Source organism: Acidovorax sp. A79 (genome assembly GCF_041154505.1).
Classification (GTDB): Bacteria; Pseudomonadota; Gammaproteobacteria; order Burkholderiales; family Burkholderiaceae_C; genus Acidovorax.
In genome coordinates, this window is the sequence record NZ_AP028672.1 from 4,036,517 (window position 1) to 4,054,100 (window position 17,584).

Annotated in this window: 13 protein-coding genes; 10 read left to right on the top strand and 3 right to left on the bottom strand. The window is 67.5% G+C overall.

The features are described from left to right. The first annotated feature begins 329 nt into the window (after window positions 1–329). Entirely contained in the window at window positions 330–2,045 is a 1,716-nt protein-coding gene (locus ACAM51_RS18460; RefSeq protein ID WP_369641443.1) for a hypothetical protein, read from the top strand. Window positions 2,046–2,174: 129 nt separating this feature from the next. Here the strand turns inward: ACAM51_RS18460 and ACAM51_RS18465 are convergent, their stop codons facing one another. Beyond that, complete coding sequence (locus ACAM51_RS18465; RefSeq protein WP_218293328.1) at window positions 2,175–3,020, bottom strand: MurR/RpiR family transcriptional regulator; 846 nt, start codon at window positions 3,018–3,020, stop codon at window positions 2,175–2,177. 287 nt (window positions 3,021–3,307) lie between these two features. Here ACAM51_RS18465 and ACAM51_RS18470 point away from each other — a divergent pair, with 287 nt between their 5' ends. From ACAM51_RS18470 to tal, 4 genes are read left to right on the top strand one after another with little or no spacing between them, the layout of a single operon-like run. Continuing rightward, window positions 3,308–4,336: an ABC transporter substrate-binding protein gene (locus tag ACAM51_RS18470; RefSeq protein ID WP_218340423.1), complete on the top strand. Its 1,029-nt coding sequence runs from the start codon at window positions 3,308–3,310 to the stop codon at window positions 4,334–4,336. A gap of 3 nt (window positions 4,337–4,339) precedes the next feature. Further along, on the top strand, window positions 4,340–6,598 hold the full coding sequence (locus tag ACAM51_RS18475; protein ID WP_369641444.1) for an ABC transporter permease: 2,259 nt from the start codon (window positions 4,340–4,342) through the stop codon (window positions 6,596–6,598). Between the two features lie 24 nt (window positions 6,599–6,622). Next, a complete protein-coding gene (locus ACAM51_RS18480; RefSeq protein WP_218293331.1) occupies window positions 6,623–7,705 on the top strand; it encodes an ABC transporter ATP-binding protein in 1,083 nt (360 codons plus the stop codon). 7 nt (window positions 7,706–7,712) lie between these two features. Beyond that, a complete protein-coding gene (gene tal / locus ACAM51_RS18485) occupies window positions 7,713–8,663 on the top strand; it encodes a transaldolase (RefSeq protein WP_369641445.1) in 951 nt (316 codons plus the stop codon). Between the two features lie 916 nt (window positions 8,664–9,579). On the opposite strand, the gene ACAM51_RS18490 is transcribed toward tal, so the two are convergent. Both ACAM51_RS18490 and ACAM51_RS18495 read right to left on the bottom strand, forming a co-directional pair. Further along, the gene (locus tag ACAM51_RS18490; protein ID WP_218293333.1) at window positions 9,580–10,974 is read right to left on the bottom strand and encodes a sensor histidine kinase; all 1,395 of its coding nucleotides are present in this window, start codon (window positions 10,972–10,974) and stop codon (window positions 9,580–9,582) included. A gap of 150 nt (window positions 10,975–11,124) precedes the next feature. Then, window positions 11,125–11,838: a response regulator transcription factor gene (locus tag ACAM51_RS18495; protein ID WP_369641446.1), complete on the bottom strand. Its 714-nt coding sequence runs from the start codon at window positions 11,836–11,838 to the stop codon at window positions 11,125–11,127. A gap of 239 nt (window positions 11,839–12,077) precedes the next feature. On the opposite strand from ACAM51_RS18495, the gene ACAM51_RS18500 reads away from it, so the two are divergent. From ACAM51_RS18500 to ACAM51_RS18520, 5 genes are all read left to right on the top strand, one after another. Then, entirely contained in the window at window positions 12,078–13,328 is a 1,251-nt protein-coding gene (locus tag ACAM51_RS18500) for an ABC transporter substrate-binding protein (RefSeq protein ID WP_218293335.1), read from the top strand. A gap of 24 nt (window positions 13,329–13,352) precedes the next feature. Continuing rightward, window positions 13,353–14,540, top strand: a complete 1,188-nt coding sequence (locus ACAM51_RS18505) for a carbohydrate porin (RefSeq protein WP_369641447.1) — start codon at window positions 13,353–13,355, stop codon at window positions 14,538–14,540. Between the two features lie 182 nt (window positions 14,541–14,722). Continuing rightward, the gene (locus tag ACAM51_RS18510; protein WP_369641448.1) at window positions 14,723–15,604 is read left to right on the top strand and encodes a carbohydrate ABC transporter permease; all 882 of its coding nucleotides are present in this window, start codon (window positions 14,723–14,725) and stop codon (window positions 15,602–15,604) included. Further along, on the top strand, window positions 15,594–16,463 hold the full coding sequence (locus ACAM51_RS18515) for a carbohydrate ABC transporter permease (protein ID WP_010462252.1): 870 nt from the start codon (window positions 15,594–15,596) through the stop codon (window positions 16,461–16,463). Before ACAM51_RS18510 ends, ACAM51_RS18515 begins: the two co-directional genes overlap by 11 nt. Window positions 16,464–16,471: 8 nt before the next feature. Further along, window positions 16,472–17,539 (top strand): ABC transporter ATP-binding protein, encoded by a 1,068-nt coding sequence (locus ACAM51_RS18520; RefSeq protein WP_035197041.1) that lies wholly within the window; start codon window positions 16,472–16,474, stop codon window positions 17,537–17,539. Window positions 17,540–17,584 lie beyond the last annotated feature (45 nt).

A 17,584-nucleotide genomic window follows, 5' to 3' on the forward strand; every position in this document is an offset into this window, starting at 1 on the left:
TGCGCTTGATGGGAAAGCGCTGAGGGCCTATCTGGCCGTCAAACTGGCTGGTGTGCGCCTTGCCGGGAGTACCTGGCTTGGCGCCATGGAACACCCCCGACGCCGGCTGCCGGGGCCTCGGCCCCGCAGCGACCTGTGGGCGGCACCCGCGGTCGCCCCGGCGGTGCGTACCAGGCGTCGGTGGCTGTGGGCTCCGCGCTTGCCAAATTGCGCTTGGTGGGTTGGCAAGTGGTTCGTATGATGTCTTATTACCAGATGTTGCAGAGCCGGATCGCTACCGCGTCCCTTTGGGGAAACCGGCCTCGTCCACCCCTTTCTTTTCTGAATCCATGCTCGCTCTCATGCTTGCGACGCGCCTGCGCTCTGCGCGCCGCATTGTTTTTCAACAATTGACCGTGCTCTGGCGGTCGCCCTGGTTGCGCGGCGGCCGGGGCCTTCTCCATGCCGTGGTTGCTGTGCTGGCCGTTGCCTCCCTGGCGCATGCAGCGCCCGCCCATGCCGCCACGGAGATCCGCACGCTGATCGACAGCGACAACAACCCCGCGACCGGCTGTACCGTCGCCACTCCGGGCGGGGCCTTCGGGGGCGTGGAGCAGGCTGCCATCACCCGCATCGACCTGCTGGCGGCCGAGCCGGTGGGGGATGTCGCGCGAGAGGTCTGCCAGAGCGGAGTGCTGGTGGCCGACCCCAGCTTCGTGCCCAGCGCGCCCTTGCACTGGCCTCTGGGTGTCGCTGCCGCCGGCATGCACACGGACGTTGTCGAAAGTTATGCACAGCTGGTGAGTGCGGCGGCGTCCGGCGTGCGGCTCGGATTCGTCGCCAGCACCACCGACGGCAGCGCGCCGCCCAGCGCCCTGTTGTCGGCTGATGGCAGCGGCGGTTCGCCGATCCATCTGGCCGCGGCGGCGGCAGCTGCCGTGGCCGTGCCCGCACTGGGCGGGGCCGGCCTGCTGCTGGTGGCCTGTGCGCTGGTCTTTGCCACCTACCGCTTTGCCCGCGTTCGCCGCTATGCGGCCACCGGCGCCACCTTGTGCCTGTTGCTCGTGGTGAGCCTGGCCTGGGCCGCGATCGTGCGCGACGGGTCGCCGTCGGACTGGGGCGGTACGCCGCCCGTGGCGACGGCTTCCACCACCGGCCCGCACCAGATCGCGGCCGTCTACGGGCGGCTGGAAGGCAGCACCCTGCAGCTGCGCTATGACCTGGACCTCGGCGTGCGGGACGGCGCGCCGCTGGACGATGGGCCGTTCGCCGCCACCGTGGGTGCCCCGCTGTCCGTGCCCGCACCGGGCCTGCTGTCCAACGATGCGCCTGGTTCCCCGCCGTTGCAGGTCCGCGAGTTCCGCGTGCAAGGCGCGGTCTCCAACACGCCAGCGGGCGGGGTGGTCGCGTTCGCGGGCAACTCGCTGACGGTGGCGCCGGATGGTGGCTTCACCGTGGGGCCGCCCACGCTCCCCGGCACCTACCGCTTCGAGTACCGCGCGCACAACCGGCTGACCCCCGGAGGGTGGGGCGTGGCGACGGTCGAGGTGGCGGCTGCCAACGTCTGCGGCGACGGGGTGCGCACCGGCGCCGAGGTCTGCGATGACGGCAATGCCGTCACCGAGACCAGCTGTCCCTATGGCACCGTGTCCTGCACCACCTGCAACGCCACCTGCACGGCAACGCTGAGCCTGACCGGCCAGTTTTGTGGCGACGGCGCTCGCAACGGCGCCGAGGTCTGCGACGACGGCAACAACGTGACGGAGACCAGCTGCCCGGACGGCACGGCCACCTGCCAGGCATGCAACGCCACCTGCACGGCGACGCTGAACCTCACGGGCGCCTTCTGCGGCGACGGCATACGCAACGGCGCCGAGGTCTGCGACGACGGCAACAACGTGACGGAGACCAGCTGCCCCTATGGCAGCGCTTCCTGCATGGCCTGCAACGCCTCCTGCACGGCGCCGTTGAGCCTGACGGGCGGGTACTGTGGTGACGGGGTCGTCAACGGCGGGGAGGTCTGTGATGGCACTCCGGGCTGTTCGGCCATGTGCACGCCGCTGTAGGGGCAGCCATCCGGGCACCGGCCGGCAGAGGGTGTGCCGTCGGCGCCGCCGGGCCGGCGGTGGCCGGCGGTTCTGGGCACGCAGGGGCCGATGTCCCGAGGGTGGCGGATCCTGCGGGCGGCAGGGCGCCTACGCGTAGCGCTTGGCGCGGAGGTTTTCCTTCATCTGCTGCAGGATGGGCTGCAGCGAGCTGCCGATGCGCAGCGCCACGCAGGTCGCCAACACGTCGATGATCAGCAGGTGCATCAGGCGCGACACCATCGGGCTGTAGCGGTCGTAGCCCTCGGGGTGGTCGGCGGCCAGGTGGATCTGGCAGGTGCTGGCCAGGGGCGAGCCGCTGGCCGTGATGACGATGGTGGTCGCGCCGTTCCTGCGCGCGATGTCCGCCGCGTCCATCAGGTCGCGCGTGCGGCCCGAGTTGGAGATGATCACCGCGCAGTCGCCCGGGCCCAGCAAGGTGGCGCTCATCACCTGCATGTGGCCGTCGCTGCTGGCGATGGAGGTGACGCCCAGGCGGAAGAACTTGTGCTGCGCGTCCTGCGCAACGATGCCCGAATTGCCCACGCCGTAGAACTCGATGCGCTTGCCCGTCTTCCAGGTCGCGGCAATCGCCTCGGCCGCGCGTTCGATGGCCACGGTGCTGGCCGCGTTGCGGTACTGCAGGAAGGCGGCCACCGCGTTGTCGACGACCTTCACCAGCACGTCGCCCGTCTTGTCATCCGCATCCACGCTGCGGTGGATGAAGGGCACGCCCTCGCTCACGCTGCCCGCGAGCTTGAGCTTGAAATCGGCCAGCCCGTCATAGCCCATGCTGCGGCAAAAGCGCACCACCGTGGGCTTGCTCACGTGGGCGCGCTCGGCCAGCTCGCGCACGGGCAGCCGTGCGAACGCGCGGGGGTCGGTGAGCACCAGCTTGGCCACCCGCTGTTCGGCGGGGGCCAGCGAGGGCAGGGAGGCGGTGATGCGGTCGAGCATGTCGGTGAAGGCGTGTCAGTGGCGCCGGCAGCCGGGCGGGCCAAGGCGGCGCATCGACGGGGAGCAAGACAGGGCGGGCATGGGCGGGCTCGTGGTCGGCGGCGCCGCCGGGGATGGCGGTGCCGCATGTTCGCCTAATGTAACTTGGTTCCAAACGCCACGGGGAGGGGGGCTGGCCCTGCCTTTCATCCTGCTTGCACCATGCCTGCGGGGTTCCCCCCTGACCCGGCCAGGGCCGCGGCAATAGCATCCTTGCATCACGTAATCCCGATACCTAGGAGCCTTTCATGCGCAAACCTCTGCTGAAGAACCTGCTGGCCGGAGCGGCCCTTGCGACCGCGGCCTGCGGCAGCTGGGCCCAGGGCCAGGTCAACATCATCTGTTCGGTGCAGGCCGAGTGGTGCAACCTGATGTCCACGGTGTACGCCAAGACCACCGGCACCAAGGTCAACATGACGGCCAAGGGATCGGGCGAGGCGCTGGCCCAGCTCAATGCCGAGAAGGCCAACCCCAAGACAGACATCTGGTTCGGCGGCACGGGCGACCCGCACCTGCAGGCGGCCGAGCAGGGCCTCACGCTCGAATACAAATCGCCGCAGCTCGCTCAGCTCTACCCCTGGGCGCAGAAGCAGGCCACCGATTCCAAATACCGCACCGTGGGCGTGTACCTGGGCCCGCTGGGCTTTGGCTACAACAAGGAGCTGCTGGCCAAGCGCAAGCTCAACCCGCCGCAGTCGTGGGCCGACCTGCTCAAGCCCGAGTTCAAGGGCGAGGTGCAGATGGCCAACCCGGCCTCCAGCGGCACGGCCTACACCATGATCGCCACGCTGGTGCAGATCATGGGCGAGGAAAAGGCGTTCGAGTACCTCAAGGCCCTGCACCCCAACGTGAGCACCTACACGCGCTCGGGCACGGCGCCGGTCAAGGCCGCGGCGCGGGGCGAGACCACGGTCTCCATCAGCTTCGTGCACGACGTGACCACCGAGGCGGTCAACGGCTTTCCCGTCGGGTCCATCACGCCCTCGGAAGGCACGGGCGCCGAGGTGGGCTCGATGAGCATCGTCAAGAACGGCCCGAACACCGAGGCGGCCAAGAAGTTCTACGAATGGGCTCTCACGCCCGGGGGGCAGCAGTTCGGCCTGGCGGCCAAGCAGTTCCAGCTGCCCAGCAACACGCAGGTGCCCAAGGACCCGCGCATGACCGACCCTGCCAAGATGAAGCTCATCAACTACGACTACGCCAAGTACGGCGCGAGCGCCGAGCGCCGCCGCCTGATCGCGCGCTGGGAAAAAGACGTGCAGAACGCTGCGCGCTGAGGGATGGTGGTGTCGGCAGCAGCCGCGGCGGCGCACGCAACTTTTCGAACCTCAGCGCGAAGCGCCTCGGTCAACCGGCCCCTGTGGGTCTGGTGGGTCGTGGGCGTGCTGGGCTATCTGGCATTTCCCTGGTATGCGCAGCAGGATGCCAACGGCCTGCTCGCGGTGGGACAGGTCTTCAGCAGCGAACAGGCGGCCAACGGGCTGATGCAGGCGGCGCTGTTCGGCCGGTCGTGGCTCTGGCTGGGCCTGGTCGGCTTGGCCGTGGCCGGGCTGGGCGCCTGCCTTCCCGCCGGCCGCACCCAGGGTGCGGTGCTGGCCGCAGGGGGCGCTCTGGGGTTGCTGGCGCTGCTGGCGAGCGGCTTCACCATCGGTGCGCGCGGCTGGGCGTTTGAATGGATGAACACCTACCTGGGCGAGCTGGGCGCGCGCCAGCCCGGCATGGGCTGGGGCGGGTTCGTGGTGCTCTCTGCGCTGCTGGTGCTGCTGGCATTTGGCGTCGCGCGGCGTGGATTCTTCAAGGGCGACCTGTTCGTGGCGGCGGCCGTGCTCACCTGCGGCAGCCTGCTGGCGCTGTTCATCGTGTTCCCCGTGCTCAAGGCGCTGTCGGCCGCGTTCTTCCTCGAAGACGGCCCGTTCTCGCTGGCCGTGGTGTGGGAGCGCATCGCGCACGAACGCAACTTCGGCCTGTCGTGCTTGGCCGGTGGCCAGCGCTGCGGCGTGGCCTGGAACACGCTGTTCCTGGGGCTGATGACGGCCACCAGCACCACGCTGCTGGGCAGCTTCATGGCGCTGATGGCCGAGCGCGCCTCGCGCCGCTATGCGCGGCCGCTGAACATCGTGGCGCTGCTGCCCATCATCACGCCGCCGTTCGTGGTGGGGCTGGGCCTCATCCTGCTGTTCGGCCGCGCCGGGGTGTTCAACCAGTTTCTCGAATACGCGTTCGGCATCACGCCGTCGCGCTGGTTCTATGGCTGGCTCGGCGTGTGGGTGGCGCAGACTTTTGCCTTCACGCCCATCGCCTTCATGATCATGCGCGGCGTGGTGCAGGGCGTGGCGCCCAGCCTGGAGGAGGCCGCGCAGACCCTGTGCGCCAGCCCGCACCGCACCTTCATGACCGTGACCCTGCCGCTGCTCAAGCCCGGCCTGGCCAACGCATTCCTGGTGGGCTTCATCGAAAGCATGGCCGACTTCGGCAACCCCATCGTGGTGGGCGGGCAGTTCTCGGTGCTCTCCACCGAGATCTTCTTCGCCATCGTGGGCGCGCAATACGACCAGGGGCGTGCGGCGTCGCTGGCCTGGATCCTCACGTTCTTCGCGCTCACCGTGTTCGCCATCCAGCGCGGCCTGCTGGGCAAGCAGAACTTCACCACCGTGTCGGGCAAGGGCGACGCGGGCATCGCCATGCCGCTGCCCGCCGGCGTGCGCCGCGTGGTGCATTCCATCGCGCTGCCGTGGATGGCCTTCACGCTCATCGTCTACCTGTTCGCGCTGGCCGGCGGCTTCGTGCAGACCTGGGGGCGCGACTACACCATCACGCTGGCGCACTTTCGCACCGCGTTCAGCGTGGAGTGGGGCCAGTTCGGCGTGGTGTGGGCGGGCACGGCGTGGAACTCCTTCTTCACCACCGTCAAGCTCGCGGCCATCTCGGCGCCGCTCACGGCCACGCTGGGCATCGGCATCGCCTGGCTGCTGGCGCGCACCGAGTTCCGGGGGCAGGGCGCATTCGAGTTCGCGGCGCTGCTGGCCTTCGCCATCCCGGGCACGGTGCTGGGCGTGAGCTACATCCTGGCGTTCAACGTGCCGCCGTTCGAGCTCACGGGCACGGCGCTCATCATCGTGCTGTGCTTCATGTTCCGCAACCTGCCGGTGGGCGTGCGGGCGGGCACGGCGGCCTTCAAGCAGCTGGACCGCTCGCTGGACGAGGCCTCCGTCATGCTGCGCGCGGGCAGCGTGCAGACGCTGCGCCACGTGGTGCTGCCGCTGCTCAAGCCCGCCCTGGTCGCGGCGCTGGTGTACAGCTTCGTGCGCGCCATCACCACGGTGAGCGCGGTGATCTTCCTGGTCACGGCCGAAAACGAGCTGGCCACCACCTACATCATCGGCCGCGTGGGCAATGGCGACTATGGCGTGGCACTCGCGTACTGCACGGTGCTCATCCTGCTCATGTCCGCCTCCATCGGCCTGATCCAACTGCTCGTCGGCGAGCGCAAGCTGGGCCGCCGGGGCGCTGCACGCACGGCACCCGCCGCCGCGCACTGACACCTTTCAAAAAGAAGATACGCCATGAACAACAGCGATGCGGGCATCGTGTTCCGCAACATCACCAAACGCTACGGCAGCGACCCGTCCGCGGGCCTGGCGGTCAAAGGCATCAGCTTTGAGGTGCCGCGCGGCACGCTCACCACCATCCTGGGGCCCTCGGGCTGCGGCAAGACCACCACCTTGCGCATGATCGCGGGGCTGGAGTCGCCCACCGCGGGCGAGATCCTCATCGGCGGCAAGGACGTGACCACGCTCGGCCCCGCGCAGCGCAATGTGAGCATGATGTTCCAGAGCTATGCGCTATTCCCGCACATGAACGTGGCCGAGAACGTGATGTACGGCCTGCGCATGTCGGGGTTCTCCAAGGACGTGGCCCGCGCCAAGGCCGTGGAGGCCCTGCGTGGCGTGGGCCTGGTGGGCTATGACGACCGCCTGCCCAGCGAGCTGTCGGGTGGCCAGCAGCAGCGCGTGGCCCTGGCGCGCGCGCTGGTGCTGGAGCCCGAGGTGCTGCTGTTCGACGAACCCCTGTCCAACCTGGACGCCCGTCTGCGCCGCGAGATGCGCGAGGAAATCCGCGCGCTGCAGCAGCGCCTGTCGCTCACGGTGGCGTATGTAACCCACGACCAGGCCGAGGCCATGGCCGTGAGCGACCAGATCATCGTGATGAACCAGGGGCTGATTGCGCAGAAGGGCTCGCCGCGCGCGCTGTACGAAACGCCGCACAGCGAATTCGTGGCGGGCTTCATGGGCGAGGCGATGTTGTTCCCGGCTACTGCACAAGCCGATGGCTCGGTCTTGCTCGGGCCGCTGGCGCTGCGCCCGCGCATGGCGGTGCACGGCGGTTCGGTGAAGGTGGCGGTGCGCCCCGAGGCCTGGCGCATCCACCGCCAGGGCGACGGCCTGTTGCCGGCGCGGCTCGCCAAGTCGGCCTACCTGGGGGCAGTGCACGAATACACCTTCGAGACGGCGCTGGGCGGCATCTTCGTGGTGTCGTCCGACCTGGACGACGTGCTCGCCGTGGGCGAGGACGTGTTGCTGAGCCTGGGCACCCACGGCGTATCGGTGGTTGGTAGTACCGATGGCGCCCTGGCCAATGCGGAATAATGACACCATGACGAACCAACTCGACGCCCTCAAACAGTTCACCACCGTGGTTGCCGACACCGGCGACTTTAAGCAACTGGCGCAGTTCCAGCCCCAGGATGCGACCACCAACCCCTCGCTGATCCTGAAGGCCGTGCAAAAGCCGGAGTACGCACCGCTGCTGCAGGACACCGTGGCGCAGTTCCGGGGCCGCCCGATGCATGAAATCATCGACCGCCTGCTGGTGCGTTTCGGCCGCGAGATCCTGGCCACGATTCCGGGCCGCGTCTCCACCGAGGTGGATGCCCGCCTGAGCTTCGACACCAGTGCCACCGTCGCGCGCGCCGAGCGCATCATCGAGCTGTACCAGGCCGAAGGCATCCACATCGACCGGGTGCTCATCAAGATCGCCTCGACCTGGGAAGGCATCCAGGCCGCCGAGCAGCTCGAGCGCAAGGGCATCCATACCAACCTCACGCTGCTGTTCTCGTTCGCCCAGGCCGTGGCCTGCGGCCAGGCCAAGGTGCAGCTGATCTCGCCGTTCGTGGGCCGCATCTACGACTGGTACAAGAAGCAGGCCGGCGCCAGCTGGGACGAGGCCGCGCGTGCGGGGGCCAACGACCCGGGCGTGCAGTCGGTCACGCAGATCTACAACCACTACAAGCACTTCGGCATCGCCACCGAGGTGATGGGCGCGAGCTTTCGCAACGTGGGCCAGATCACGGCGCTGGCGGGTTGCGACCTGCTCACCATCGCGCCCGACCTGCTGGCCCAGCTGGCGGCCAGCGATGCGCCGCTGCAGCGCGCGCTCGATGCGGACGCAGCGAAGGGGCTGGACCTGCCCGCGGTGAACTATGACGAGGCGGGGTTCCGGTTTGCGCTCAATGAAGATGCCATGGCGACGGAGAAACTGGCGGAAGGCATCCGGGCGTTTGCGGCGGATGCGGTGAAGCTGGAGAAGCTGATCCTGGCAGCTTGAAGTCGGTTTTGAGTGTTTTTGGCGGCCGGCGCTTGTGTGGCAAGTGCCGGCTGCTATGGTTTTTATGGCTCTGTAGCTTTTGCGCGTTCGGGCTGCGTTTGTAGGCGCCTGGGTTTGTGTGTTGATCTGACCGTGTGCCTGGTTTGAGGGCGGAGGCCGGGATGTCGCCCCGGCGGGCGAGGTACTTGTTCTTTGCTTCGCCAAAGAAAAGTACCCAAAAGAAAGGCGACCCACAGTCTGCGACCCCTTCGCGTTGCGAAGGGGCAAACCTGCGTCGGTGCGGTTGCGGGGTGCGCCGTGGAACTCGCTGTGCGCTGGCGCGCGCCGCTCGGACAACCACGGCGAGTCAGAGCACGAGGCATAGGCGCTGCGACGCCCATGCTCACCCCGCAACCGCCCCGCCGCAGGCGCAGCCAGATGGGGGTGGGGAGCGAACAGCCAAACAGCCATACGGGCCATCGCTGCGCTTGGCCACGCCTGCGCAGCGCGTGGCGCTTGCGCCCGCGAGATGGGGCCGAGCGCAGCGATGGCCCGAAGGGATGTCCGATTCGTGGGTTCCCTTCTGGATGCGCCTGGGGCGCGCAGGGCGTGGGATGGCATGTGTGCCGAAGGACACACATGCTTCGTGAACTGACTCACCGCAGTTGTCCGAGCGGAGCGCCGAAGGCGCGCAGCGAGTTCTGCGGTGCACCCCGTGACCGAGCACCCCAGGTTGCCCCGCAGCGCGGCGAAGGGGTCGCAGACAGCAGGGTCGCCTTCTCTTTGGTGACTTTCTCTTGGCGACCCAAGAGAAAGTTACTGCGCCGCCGGGCGCACACCCCGGCCTCCGCCCTTCACTCAGGCACGGCGTGAACTATAAAAACAATAGCTGCTAGCGCTTGATAGATAAGCGCCAGGAGCCAAAACACCTAAAAATTCACCCCGCAGGCAAGCGCATCCCCACCCGCAATCCCCTCGGCACCACCCCCTCGGCCACCGTCCGGCCCCCATGCCGCAGCGCGATCTCCTCCACGATCGACAGCCCCAGCCCGCACCCGCCCGCCTTGTCCGACCCCCGCCAGAACCGCGCGAACAGATCGCCCAGGTGCTCGGCCGGCACGCCGGGCCCGTCGTCCTCCACCACCAGCAGGGCCCAGCGCCCGGGCTCCTCGCGGCCCACGCGCACCGTCACGGTGGCGCCTTCGCCCGCGTAGTGCAGCGCGTTGTCGATGAGGTTGTTGAGCGCCTCGCGCAGCAGCAGCGGGTGGCCCTGCACCGCCAGCTGGTCGTCGCCCTCATAGCCCAGGTCCATGCCCTGCGCCAGGGCGCGGGCCGCCCATTCGCGGGCCACCTCGCGCGCGAGCGCCGCCAGGTCGATGGACTGCATCTCCACGTTCGATTCCGAGCGCGCCAGCTGCAGCAGCTGGTGCACCAGGTGGGCGCTGCGCTGCGCGGCCGACAGCACCTTGTGCAGCCGCTCCTGCACCGCGGGCTCATGGCTCTCGTGCAGCGCCAGCTCGGTCTGGCCGATGAGCCCCGCCAGCGGCGTGCGCAGCTGGTGCGCGGCATCGTTGAGGAAGCGCTTTTCCTTTTGCTGTCCGCGAGCCACGGTCTCCAGCAGCCGGTTGATGGTGCTGGCCAGCGAATGCACCTCCTGGGGGGCCGAGGTCAGCTCGATGGGCGGCAGGGGCGTGGTGCCCGCCTGGGGCCGGGCGCCGGCCTGCTCGATCTGGGCCTCCAGGCGCTTGAGCGGCTGCAGGCCGCGCAGCACGCCCGCGTAGACCACCGCGCTCAGCGCCAGCCCCATCAGCCCCATCGGGAACACCATCTGCTCCAGCAGCTCCTGCGCGATGCGTTCGCGCACCGTGAGGCTCTGGGCCACCTGCACGCGCAGAGTCTGCCGCGTCTGGGGCGTGCCGTAGTCCACGTCGAGCAGCGCCACGCGCACGGGGCGGTCGTCCACCCGCGCGTGGTAGAGGTACGGATCGCCCACGCGCACCTCCACCGGCGGCGGCGCGGGCAGCTGGGCATTGCCCAGCAGGAAGCGGCCGGGCGGGGACGACACCATGTAGGTGATGCGGTCGGCCGGGTCCTGCTCCAGGATGTCCTGCGCGGCCTTGGGGAAATCCACCAGCAGCCCGTCGCCGATGGGCTTGATCTGCCGCGCCAGCGCGCGCACCGACTGGGTCAGCGTCTGGTCGATGCCCTTTTCGCCGTTCTGCAGCGCGATGCGCCACGCCAGGAAACCGCCCGAGAGCCACAGCACGAGCTGGGGCAGCAGCAGCCACAGCAGCAGCTTGCGCTGCAGGGAGACCCCCGGGACCTGCCGCATGTCAGTGGTGGCCCAGTGCAGGCCGTATGAAACTGGCGCGGCCGATGCCAGGGCCGCCGCGCAAGGGCCGCCCCGCCGCGCTGGCGGCGTCCCCCTTCCCGCGCGCAGCGCGAGAGAAGGGGGAAGGCGCGCAGCGCCTCAGGGGGTTGTTCATGGTTTCGCCAGCATGTAGCCCAGGCCCCGGATGTTGCGGATGTTCAGCGGCGATGGGTCGAGCTTCTTGCGCAGCCGGTGCACGTAGACCTCCAGCGCATTGGAGTTCAGCGGCGCGGCGGTCTGCCCGGGCTCGGGCGGGCTGGCGCGCCAGGCGGCCAGCACGTCGTCGCGCGTGACCACCTCGCCGCAGCGGTTCACGAGCAGCTCCAGCAGCTCCCATTCGCGCTGGGTGAGGTCCAGCGGCTCGCCGTCGAGGGCCGCGCTGTGGCTGGCGTGGTCCAGCGCCAGGGGGCCGATGGTGGTGCCGGGGGTCCCGGCGCTGCTCGCCTGGGTGAACGCCGGTTGCCGCGCGCGGCGCAGCATGGCCTGCAGGCGGGCCTGCAGCTCCTGCATGTTGAAGGGTTTTGTGATGTAGTCGTCGGCCCCGGCGTTGAGGCCCAGCACGCGGTCCTCCACGCCGTCGCGCGCGGTGAGAATCAGCACCGGCAGTCCGGCGATGTGGGTGCGCGCCCAGGTCAGCAGCTCCATGCCGTCGGCGCCCGGCAGGCCCAGGTCCAGGATGATGCCGTCCACCGCCTGCGCCTGCAAAAGGGCGGTGGCCTCGGCCACGCTCGACGCCGTGCAGACGCCGAACTCCAGCTGCTGCAGCTGCCCGGTCAGCGCGTCCAGCAACAGGGCATCATCTTCGACTATCAGTATCGTGGCCATGGGATTGAGCATAACAAAGCGGCCTGCGCGGCCGCGCCGGTCCGCCTGCCCGGGGTGGCGCGGGGGCGGGGCCTGCGCGCCGCACGTAATCCGGTAACAGGGTGGAGCCCTGGCGGAGAAAGCACACCCCGGGAAAGTCCTGATATGTTCATTAATTATTGTAATTAAAGTACCGACTGCGCTGAACGGCACCGGTCTGCTGCGCACCAAACGGATTCAAACATCGAGGAGACAAGGGTATGTGGAAGATGACAAAGATCGCCGCAGTGGCGGTGGGCCTGGCGGCAGCGATGTCCGCCAGCGCGGGGGAGGTCGAGGTCCTGCACTACTGGACTTCGGGCGGCGAGGCCAAGTCGGTGGCCGAGCTCAAGAAGATCATGCAGGCCAAGGGCCACACCTGGCGTGATTTCGCCGTGGCCGGCGGCGGCGGCGACAGCGCCATGACCGTGCTCAAGAGCCGCGTGATCTCGGGCAACCCGCCTTCGGCCGCGCAGACCAAGGGCCCGGCCATCCAGGAATGGGCCTCCGAAGGCGTGCTGGCCAACATGGACGCCCTGGCCAAGGCCGAGAAGTGGGACGAGCTGCTGCCCAAGGTGGTCGCCGATGTCATGAAGTACAAGGGCGCCTACGTGGCGGCCCCCGTCAACGTGCACCGGGTCAACTGGATGTGGGGCAGCTCCGAGGCCCTGAAGAAGGCCGGCGTGGCCGCCATGCCCAAGACCTGGGACGAGTTCTTCGCCGCCGCCGACAAGCTCAAGGCCGCGGGCCTGGTGCCCGTGGCCCACGGGGGCCAGAACTGGCAGGATTTCACCACCTTCGAATCGGTGGTGCTGGGTGTCGGCGGCCCCAAGTTCTACCAGGACGCACTGGTCAAGCTCGATGACAAGGCCATCAACAGCGACACCATGAAGAAGTCGCTGGAAACCTTCCGCCGCATCAAGTCGTACACCGACCCCGGAGCACCCGGCCGCGACTGGAACCTGGCCACGGCCATGCTGATCCAGGGCAAGGCGGGCTTCCAGCTCATGGGTGACTGGGCCAAGGGCGAGTTCCTGGCGGCCAACAAGGCGCCGGGCAAGGACTTCCTGTGCGCCGCGGCGCCGGGCACGACCACGTCGTTCACCTTCAACGTGGACTCGTTCATCCTGTTCAAGCTCAAGGATGCCGCTGCCCAGAAGGCGCAGAGCGACCTGGCCAGTTCCATCATGAGCCCCGAATTCCAGGAGGTGTTCAACCTGAACAAGGGTTCCATCCCGGTGCGCGCCGGCCAGAAGATGGACAAGTTCGACGACTGCGCCAAGGCCTCGGCCAAGGACTTCGCCGACACCGCCAAGAGCGGCAGCCTGCTGCCCAGCGTGGCCCATGGCATGGCGATCGCGCCCGCCACGGAAGGCGCCATCAAGGACGTGGTCAGCCAGTTCTGGAATGACGACAAGGTGAGCGTCGCCGACGCCATGAAGAAGATCGCGACCGCCGCGAAGACCAAATAAACCACCACCACTGAGGGAATCAACATGATGAAAAGAAACCGCCTCACGGCGGTGGCTTTGGCCGCCGCATGCGCGATGAATGGAGCCATGGCACTGGAAGTTGCCGGCTTCGAGATGAACGGTTACTCGCGGGGTGGTCCCGTGTTCAACCACTCCGACGGCGTCAAGGGCAACCTGTCGCTCGGCGGCGAGCTGCAGAAGTTCCGCCTGGGCAACGAGGGCGACAACGGCATCGAAGTCAACTTCGCACGCGGGTTTGAAGCCGGCGGTGTCAAGTGGAAGGTGAACTACATGCCCGCCAAGTGGGGCAGTGGCGACATCAGCACCGAACAGGCCTTTGTGGAAATGAGCGGCTTCTCGTTCTCCCCCGAAGCCAAGTTCTGGGTCGGCCAGCGCCGCCTGCGGATTCAGGACGTGCACATCGTCGACTACTTCCTGCTCAACTATGGCGACAACATCGGTGCGGGTGTGACCGATGTGCCGATCGGTGGCATGAAGCTGGGTGTGGGCGTGTTCACCGGCGACAAGTTCGACGGTGGCTTGCCCAACAACGTGAAGGCGCACCGCATCAACGCCGACCTGTCGGAGATCAACACCAACCCCGGCGGCAAGCTGCGGGTGCTGCTGACGGCAGTGGGTGGCAAGGGCCAGGTCAACGGTGGTTCGGGTTCGGGCATCTCCTTCATGCACAACCAGAAGGAATTCCTGCTGCCCAGCATCAGCAATACCCTGTACCTGCAAACGTCGCGGGGCCATGCACGCATCGACGGAGAGTTCGAGGCCATCGAGGGCACGAGCGCGGGCAAGCGCGCCACCCGCATCGCCGACTCCATCAACTGGCAAAGCGGTCCGTTTGGTGGCCAGGCCCTCATTGGCTACCAGACCAACAAGGCCGACCTGACGGGCGTGGAGACCAAGGACTTCTCGCTGGGCGGCCGCGGTTCGTACGCGTTCACCAAGAACTTCAAGGGCCTGGTGGAACTGTCCACCACCACCCGCAAGGGCACCGGCCCTGACCAGCGCCTGTCCAAGGCAACGCTGGCGGGCGCCCTGGCCCTGTCGGAAGACTTCTGGTCACGTCCCGAGTTGCGTCTGTATGTGACGAAGGCCAACTGGAACCAGGCGGCTGCGGTGGCCAATGCGGCCACGTTCGGCGCCAACGGCAAGACCTCGCGCACGCTGGTGGGCGTGCAATATGAGGTCTGGTGGTAAGTGATTCCACTTCGGGCCGCAGGGAGCGCGGAGCGCTCGTCCCGCAAAGCCTTGCGGCCCGGACATGGAATGGTTGAGTGAGTTAGCGAGTTAGTCAGAGGTTACTTTGTTCATTTGGGGGGCACTCCTGCGTGCCCCCCGCTTTTTCTAGTGCAGGACGATGACAAACACATACCGTGGCCATGAGCAAGAACACGTTTGAAACATGGCTGCCCAAGCTGGTCGTGACACCGGCTTTTGTTCTGGGCTTTGCCTTCATCTATGGCCTGATGGTCTGGAATGGAGTGTTGAGCCTCTCCGCATCGCGCATGCTCCCCAACTACGAGTGGGTGGGCCTCGCACAGTACGAAAAACTCTGGGAGATGGACCGCTGGTGGGTGGCCCTCAAGAACCTGGGCATCTTCGGGGTGGGCTACGTGGGCGGGTCCCTGACCATCGGTGTGGTGCTGGCGGTGCTGCTGGACCAGAAGATTCGCGCCGAGGGCGCGCTGCGCACCATCTACCTGTACCCCATGGCGCTGTCCTTCGTGGTCACAGGCACGGCCTGGAAGTGGCTGCTGAACCCGGGCCTGGGCATTGAAAAAATGGTGCGCGACTGGGGCTTTCCCAATTTTGAATTTGGCTGGCTGGTGGACACCGAGATGGCCATCTATTGCGTGGTGATCGCGGGCATCTGGCAAAGCGCGGGCTTTGCGATGGCGCTGTTCCTCGCGGGCCTGCGCGGCATCGACGACAGCATCATCAAGGCCGCCCAGGTCGATGGCGCCTCGCTGCCCCGCATCTACTGGCGCATCGTGCTGCCGGCGCTGCGGCCCGTGTTCTTCTCCACCGTCATGGTGCTGTCGCACCTGGCGATCAAGAGCTTTGACCTGGTGATGGCACTCACGGCCGGTGGCCCCGGCTTTGCCACCGACGTGCCTGCAACGTTCATGTACACCATGTCGTTCTCGCGCGGCCAGATCGGCCTGGGCGCCGCCAGCGCCACCATGATGCTGGCCACCGTGGCGGCCCTGGTCATCCCCTACCTGTACAGCGAACTGCGCAGCAAACCCCATGACCGCTAAGCCTTCTGTATTTCCTTCCGTGGGCCGCCTGCTGGTCTATGCGGTGCTGGCCCTGGCCACCGCCTTCTTTTTGCTGCCGCTGTATGCGATGCTGGTCACGTCGTTCAAGGACGCCGAGGAAATCCGCAGCACGTCGCTGCTGGCCTTGCCCGCCGCGCTGAACTGGTCGGCCTGGGGTACCGCGTGGTCCAGCGCCTGTACGGGGGTCGACTGCAACGGACTGCGTCCGTTTTTCCTGAACTCGGTGGCCATGGCCGTGCCGGCCGTGATGATCTCCACCGTGTGGGGCGCGCTCAATGGCTATGTGCTGAGCCTGTGGAAGTTCCGGGGCAGCGATGCGCTGTTTGGCATGCTGCTGTTCGGCGTGTTCATGCCCTTCCAGGTGGTGCTGCTGCCGATGAGCCAGGTGCTGGGCTGGCTGGGGCTGTCGAGCTCCATCACCGGGCTGGTGCTGGTGCACTGCCTGGCGGGGCTGGCGGGCACCACGCTGTTCTTCCGCAACTACTACGCGGCCATCCCGAAAGAGCTGGTGAATGCCGCACGCATGGACGGCGCGAGCTTCTTCCAGATCTTCTGGCGCATCGTGCTGCCGCTGTCCACGCCCATCATCATGGTCACGCTGATCTGGCAGTTCACCAACATCTGGAACGACTTCCTGTTTGGCGTGGTGTTCTCGGGCACCGACTCGAAGCCCGTGACCGTGGGCCTGAACAACCTGGCCAACACCAGCAGCAGTGTGAAGGCCTACAACGTGGACATGGCGGCCGCGATCATCGCAGGCTTGCCCACCATGGTGATCTACGTTCTCGCAGGCAAGTTTTTTGTGCGCGGCCTGACGGCTGGCGCGGTGAAAGGTTAAGGAAAATCATGGCGTCTTCATTGGACATCGCGGGCATCAACAAGCGCTTTGGCAAGGGCGACAAGAGCGTGGAAGTGCTGCGCAAGATCGACATCCACGTGGCACCGGGCGAATTCCTGATCCTGGTCGGCCCCTCGGGCTGCGGCAAGTCCACGCTGCTCAACATCATTGCGGGCCTGGACGAGCCCACCGAAGGCGAGATCCGCATCGCCGGCAAGAACGTGGTGGGCATGCCTCCGCGCGACCGCGACATCGCCATGGTGTTCCAGAGCTACGCGCTCTACCCCACACTGTCCGTGGCCGACAACATCGGCTTTGCGCTGGAGATGCGAAAGATGCCCAAGCCCGAGCGGCAAAAGCGCATCGACGAAGTGGCGGCCATGCTGCAGATCAGCCACCTGCTGGACCGCCGGCCCAGCCAGCTTTCGGGCGGCCAGCGCCAGCGTGTGGCCATGGGCCGTGCGCTCGCGCGCCAGCCGCAGCTGTTCCTGTTCGACGAGCCGCTGTCCAACCTCGACGCCAAGCTGCGCGTGGAGATGCGGGCCGAGATCAAGCGCCTGCACCAGGCCAGCGGCATCACCAGCGTGTACGTGACGCACGACCAGGTCGAAGCCATGACGCTGGGGTCGCGCATTGCGGTGATGAAGGGCGGCGTGGTGCAGCAACTGGGCACGCCCGACGAGATCTACAACCGCCCGGCCAATACCTATGTGGCCACGTTCATCGGCTCACCCACCATGAACCTGCTGCGCGGAGGTGCGCAGCCCGCCGGGCACTTTGGCATCGAAGGCGCATCGTTGAGCCTGGCACCGCCCACGGGTGCCGCAGAGATGCTGCTGGGCGTGCGCCCCGAGCATCTGCAACTGCAGGACGACGCGCCCTGGCGCGGGCAGGTGAGCGTGGTGGAGCCCACGGGCCCCGACACCTATGTGATGGTGGACACCGCCGCAGGCAGCGTCACGCTGCGCACCGACGCACAAACCCGCGTGCAGCCGGGCGACCACGTGGGCCTGACGGTAGCACCTGCCAACGCCCACTGGTTCGACGCGAAGTCCGAAGAGCGGCTGACGGGCTGAGAGGGGCGAGCCCCGTCCGCTGGGTCGCCGCAAGAAGGGACTTTG

What these genes read in the sequence shown, in the direction of transcription:
- ACAM51_RS18460 (WP_369641443.1), top strand. Translation starts at nt 330, where the DNA reads ATGCTCGCTCTCATGCTTGCGACGCGCCTGCGCTCTGCGCGCCGCATT.
- ACAM51_RS18465 (WP_218293328.1), bottom strand. Translation starts at nt 3,020, where the DNA reads ATGCTCGACCGCATCACCGCCTCCCTGCCCTCGCTGGCCCCCGCCGAA.
- ACAM51_RS18470 (WP_218340423.1), top strand. Translation starts at nt 3,308, where the DNA reads ATGCGCAAACCTCTGCTGAAGAACCTGCTGGCCGGAGCGGCCCTTGCG.
- ACAM51_RS18475 (WP_369641444.1), top strand. Translation starts at nt 4,340, where the DNA reads ATGGTGGTGTCGGCAGCAGCCGCGGCGGCGCACGCAACTTTTCGAACC.
- ACAM51_RS18480 (WP_218293331.1), top strand. Translation starts at nt 6,623, where the DNA reads ATGAACAACAGCGATGCGGGCATCGTGTTCCGCAACATCACCAAACGC.
- tal (WP_369641445.1), top strand. Translation starts at nt 7,713, where the DNA reads ATGACGAACCAACTCGACGCCCTCAAACAGTTCACCACCGTGGTTGCC.
- ACAM51_RS18490 (WP_218293333.1), bottom strand. Translation starts at nt 10,974, where the DNA reads ATGCGGCAGGTCCCGGGGGTCTCCCTGCAGCGCAAGCTGCTGCTGTGG.
- ACAM51_RS18495 (WP_369641446.1), bottom strand. Translation starts at nt 11,838, where the DNA reads ATGGCCACGATACTGATAGTCGAAGATGATGCCCTGTTGCTGGACGCG.
- ACAM51_RS18500 (WP_218293335.1), top strand. Translation starts at nt 12,078, where the DNA reads ATGTGGAAGATGACAAAGATCGCCGCAGTGGCGGTGGGCCTGGCGGCA.
- ACAM51_RS18505 (WP_369641447.1), top strand. Translation starts at nt 13,353, where the DNA reads ATGATGAAAAGAAACCGCCTCACGGCGGTGGCTTTGGCCGCCGCATGC.
- ACAM51_RS18510 (WP_369641448.1), top strand. Translation starts at nt 14,723, where the DNA reads ATGAGCAAGAACACGTTTGAAACATGGCTGCCCAAGCTGGTCGTGACA.
- ACAM51_RS18515 (WP_010462252.1), top strand. Translation starts at nt 15,594, where the DNA reads ATGACCGCTAAGCCTTCTGTATTTCCTTCCGTGGGCCGCCTGCTGGTC.
- ACAM51_RS18520 (WP_035197041.1), top strand. Translation starts at nt 16,472, where the DNA reads ATGGCGTCTTCATTGGACATCGCGGGCATCAACAAGCGCTTTGGCAAG.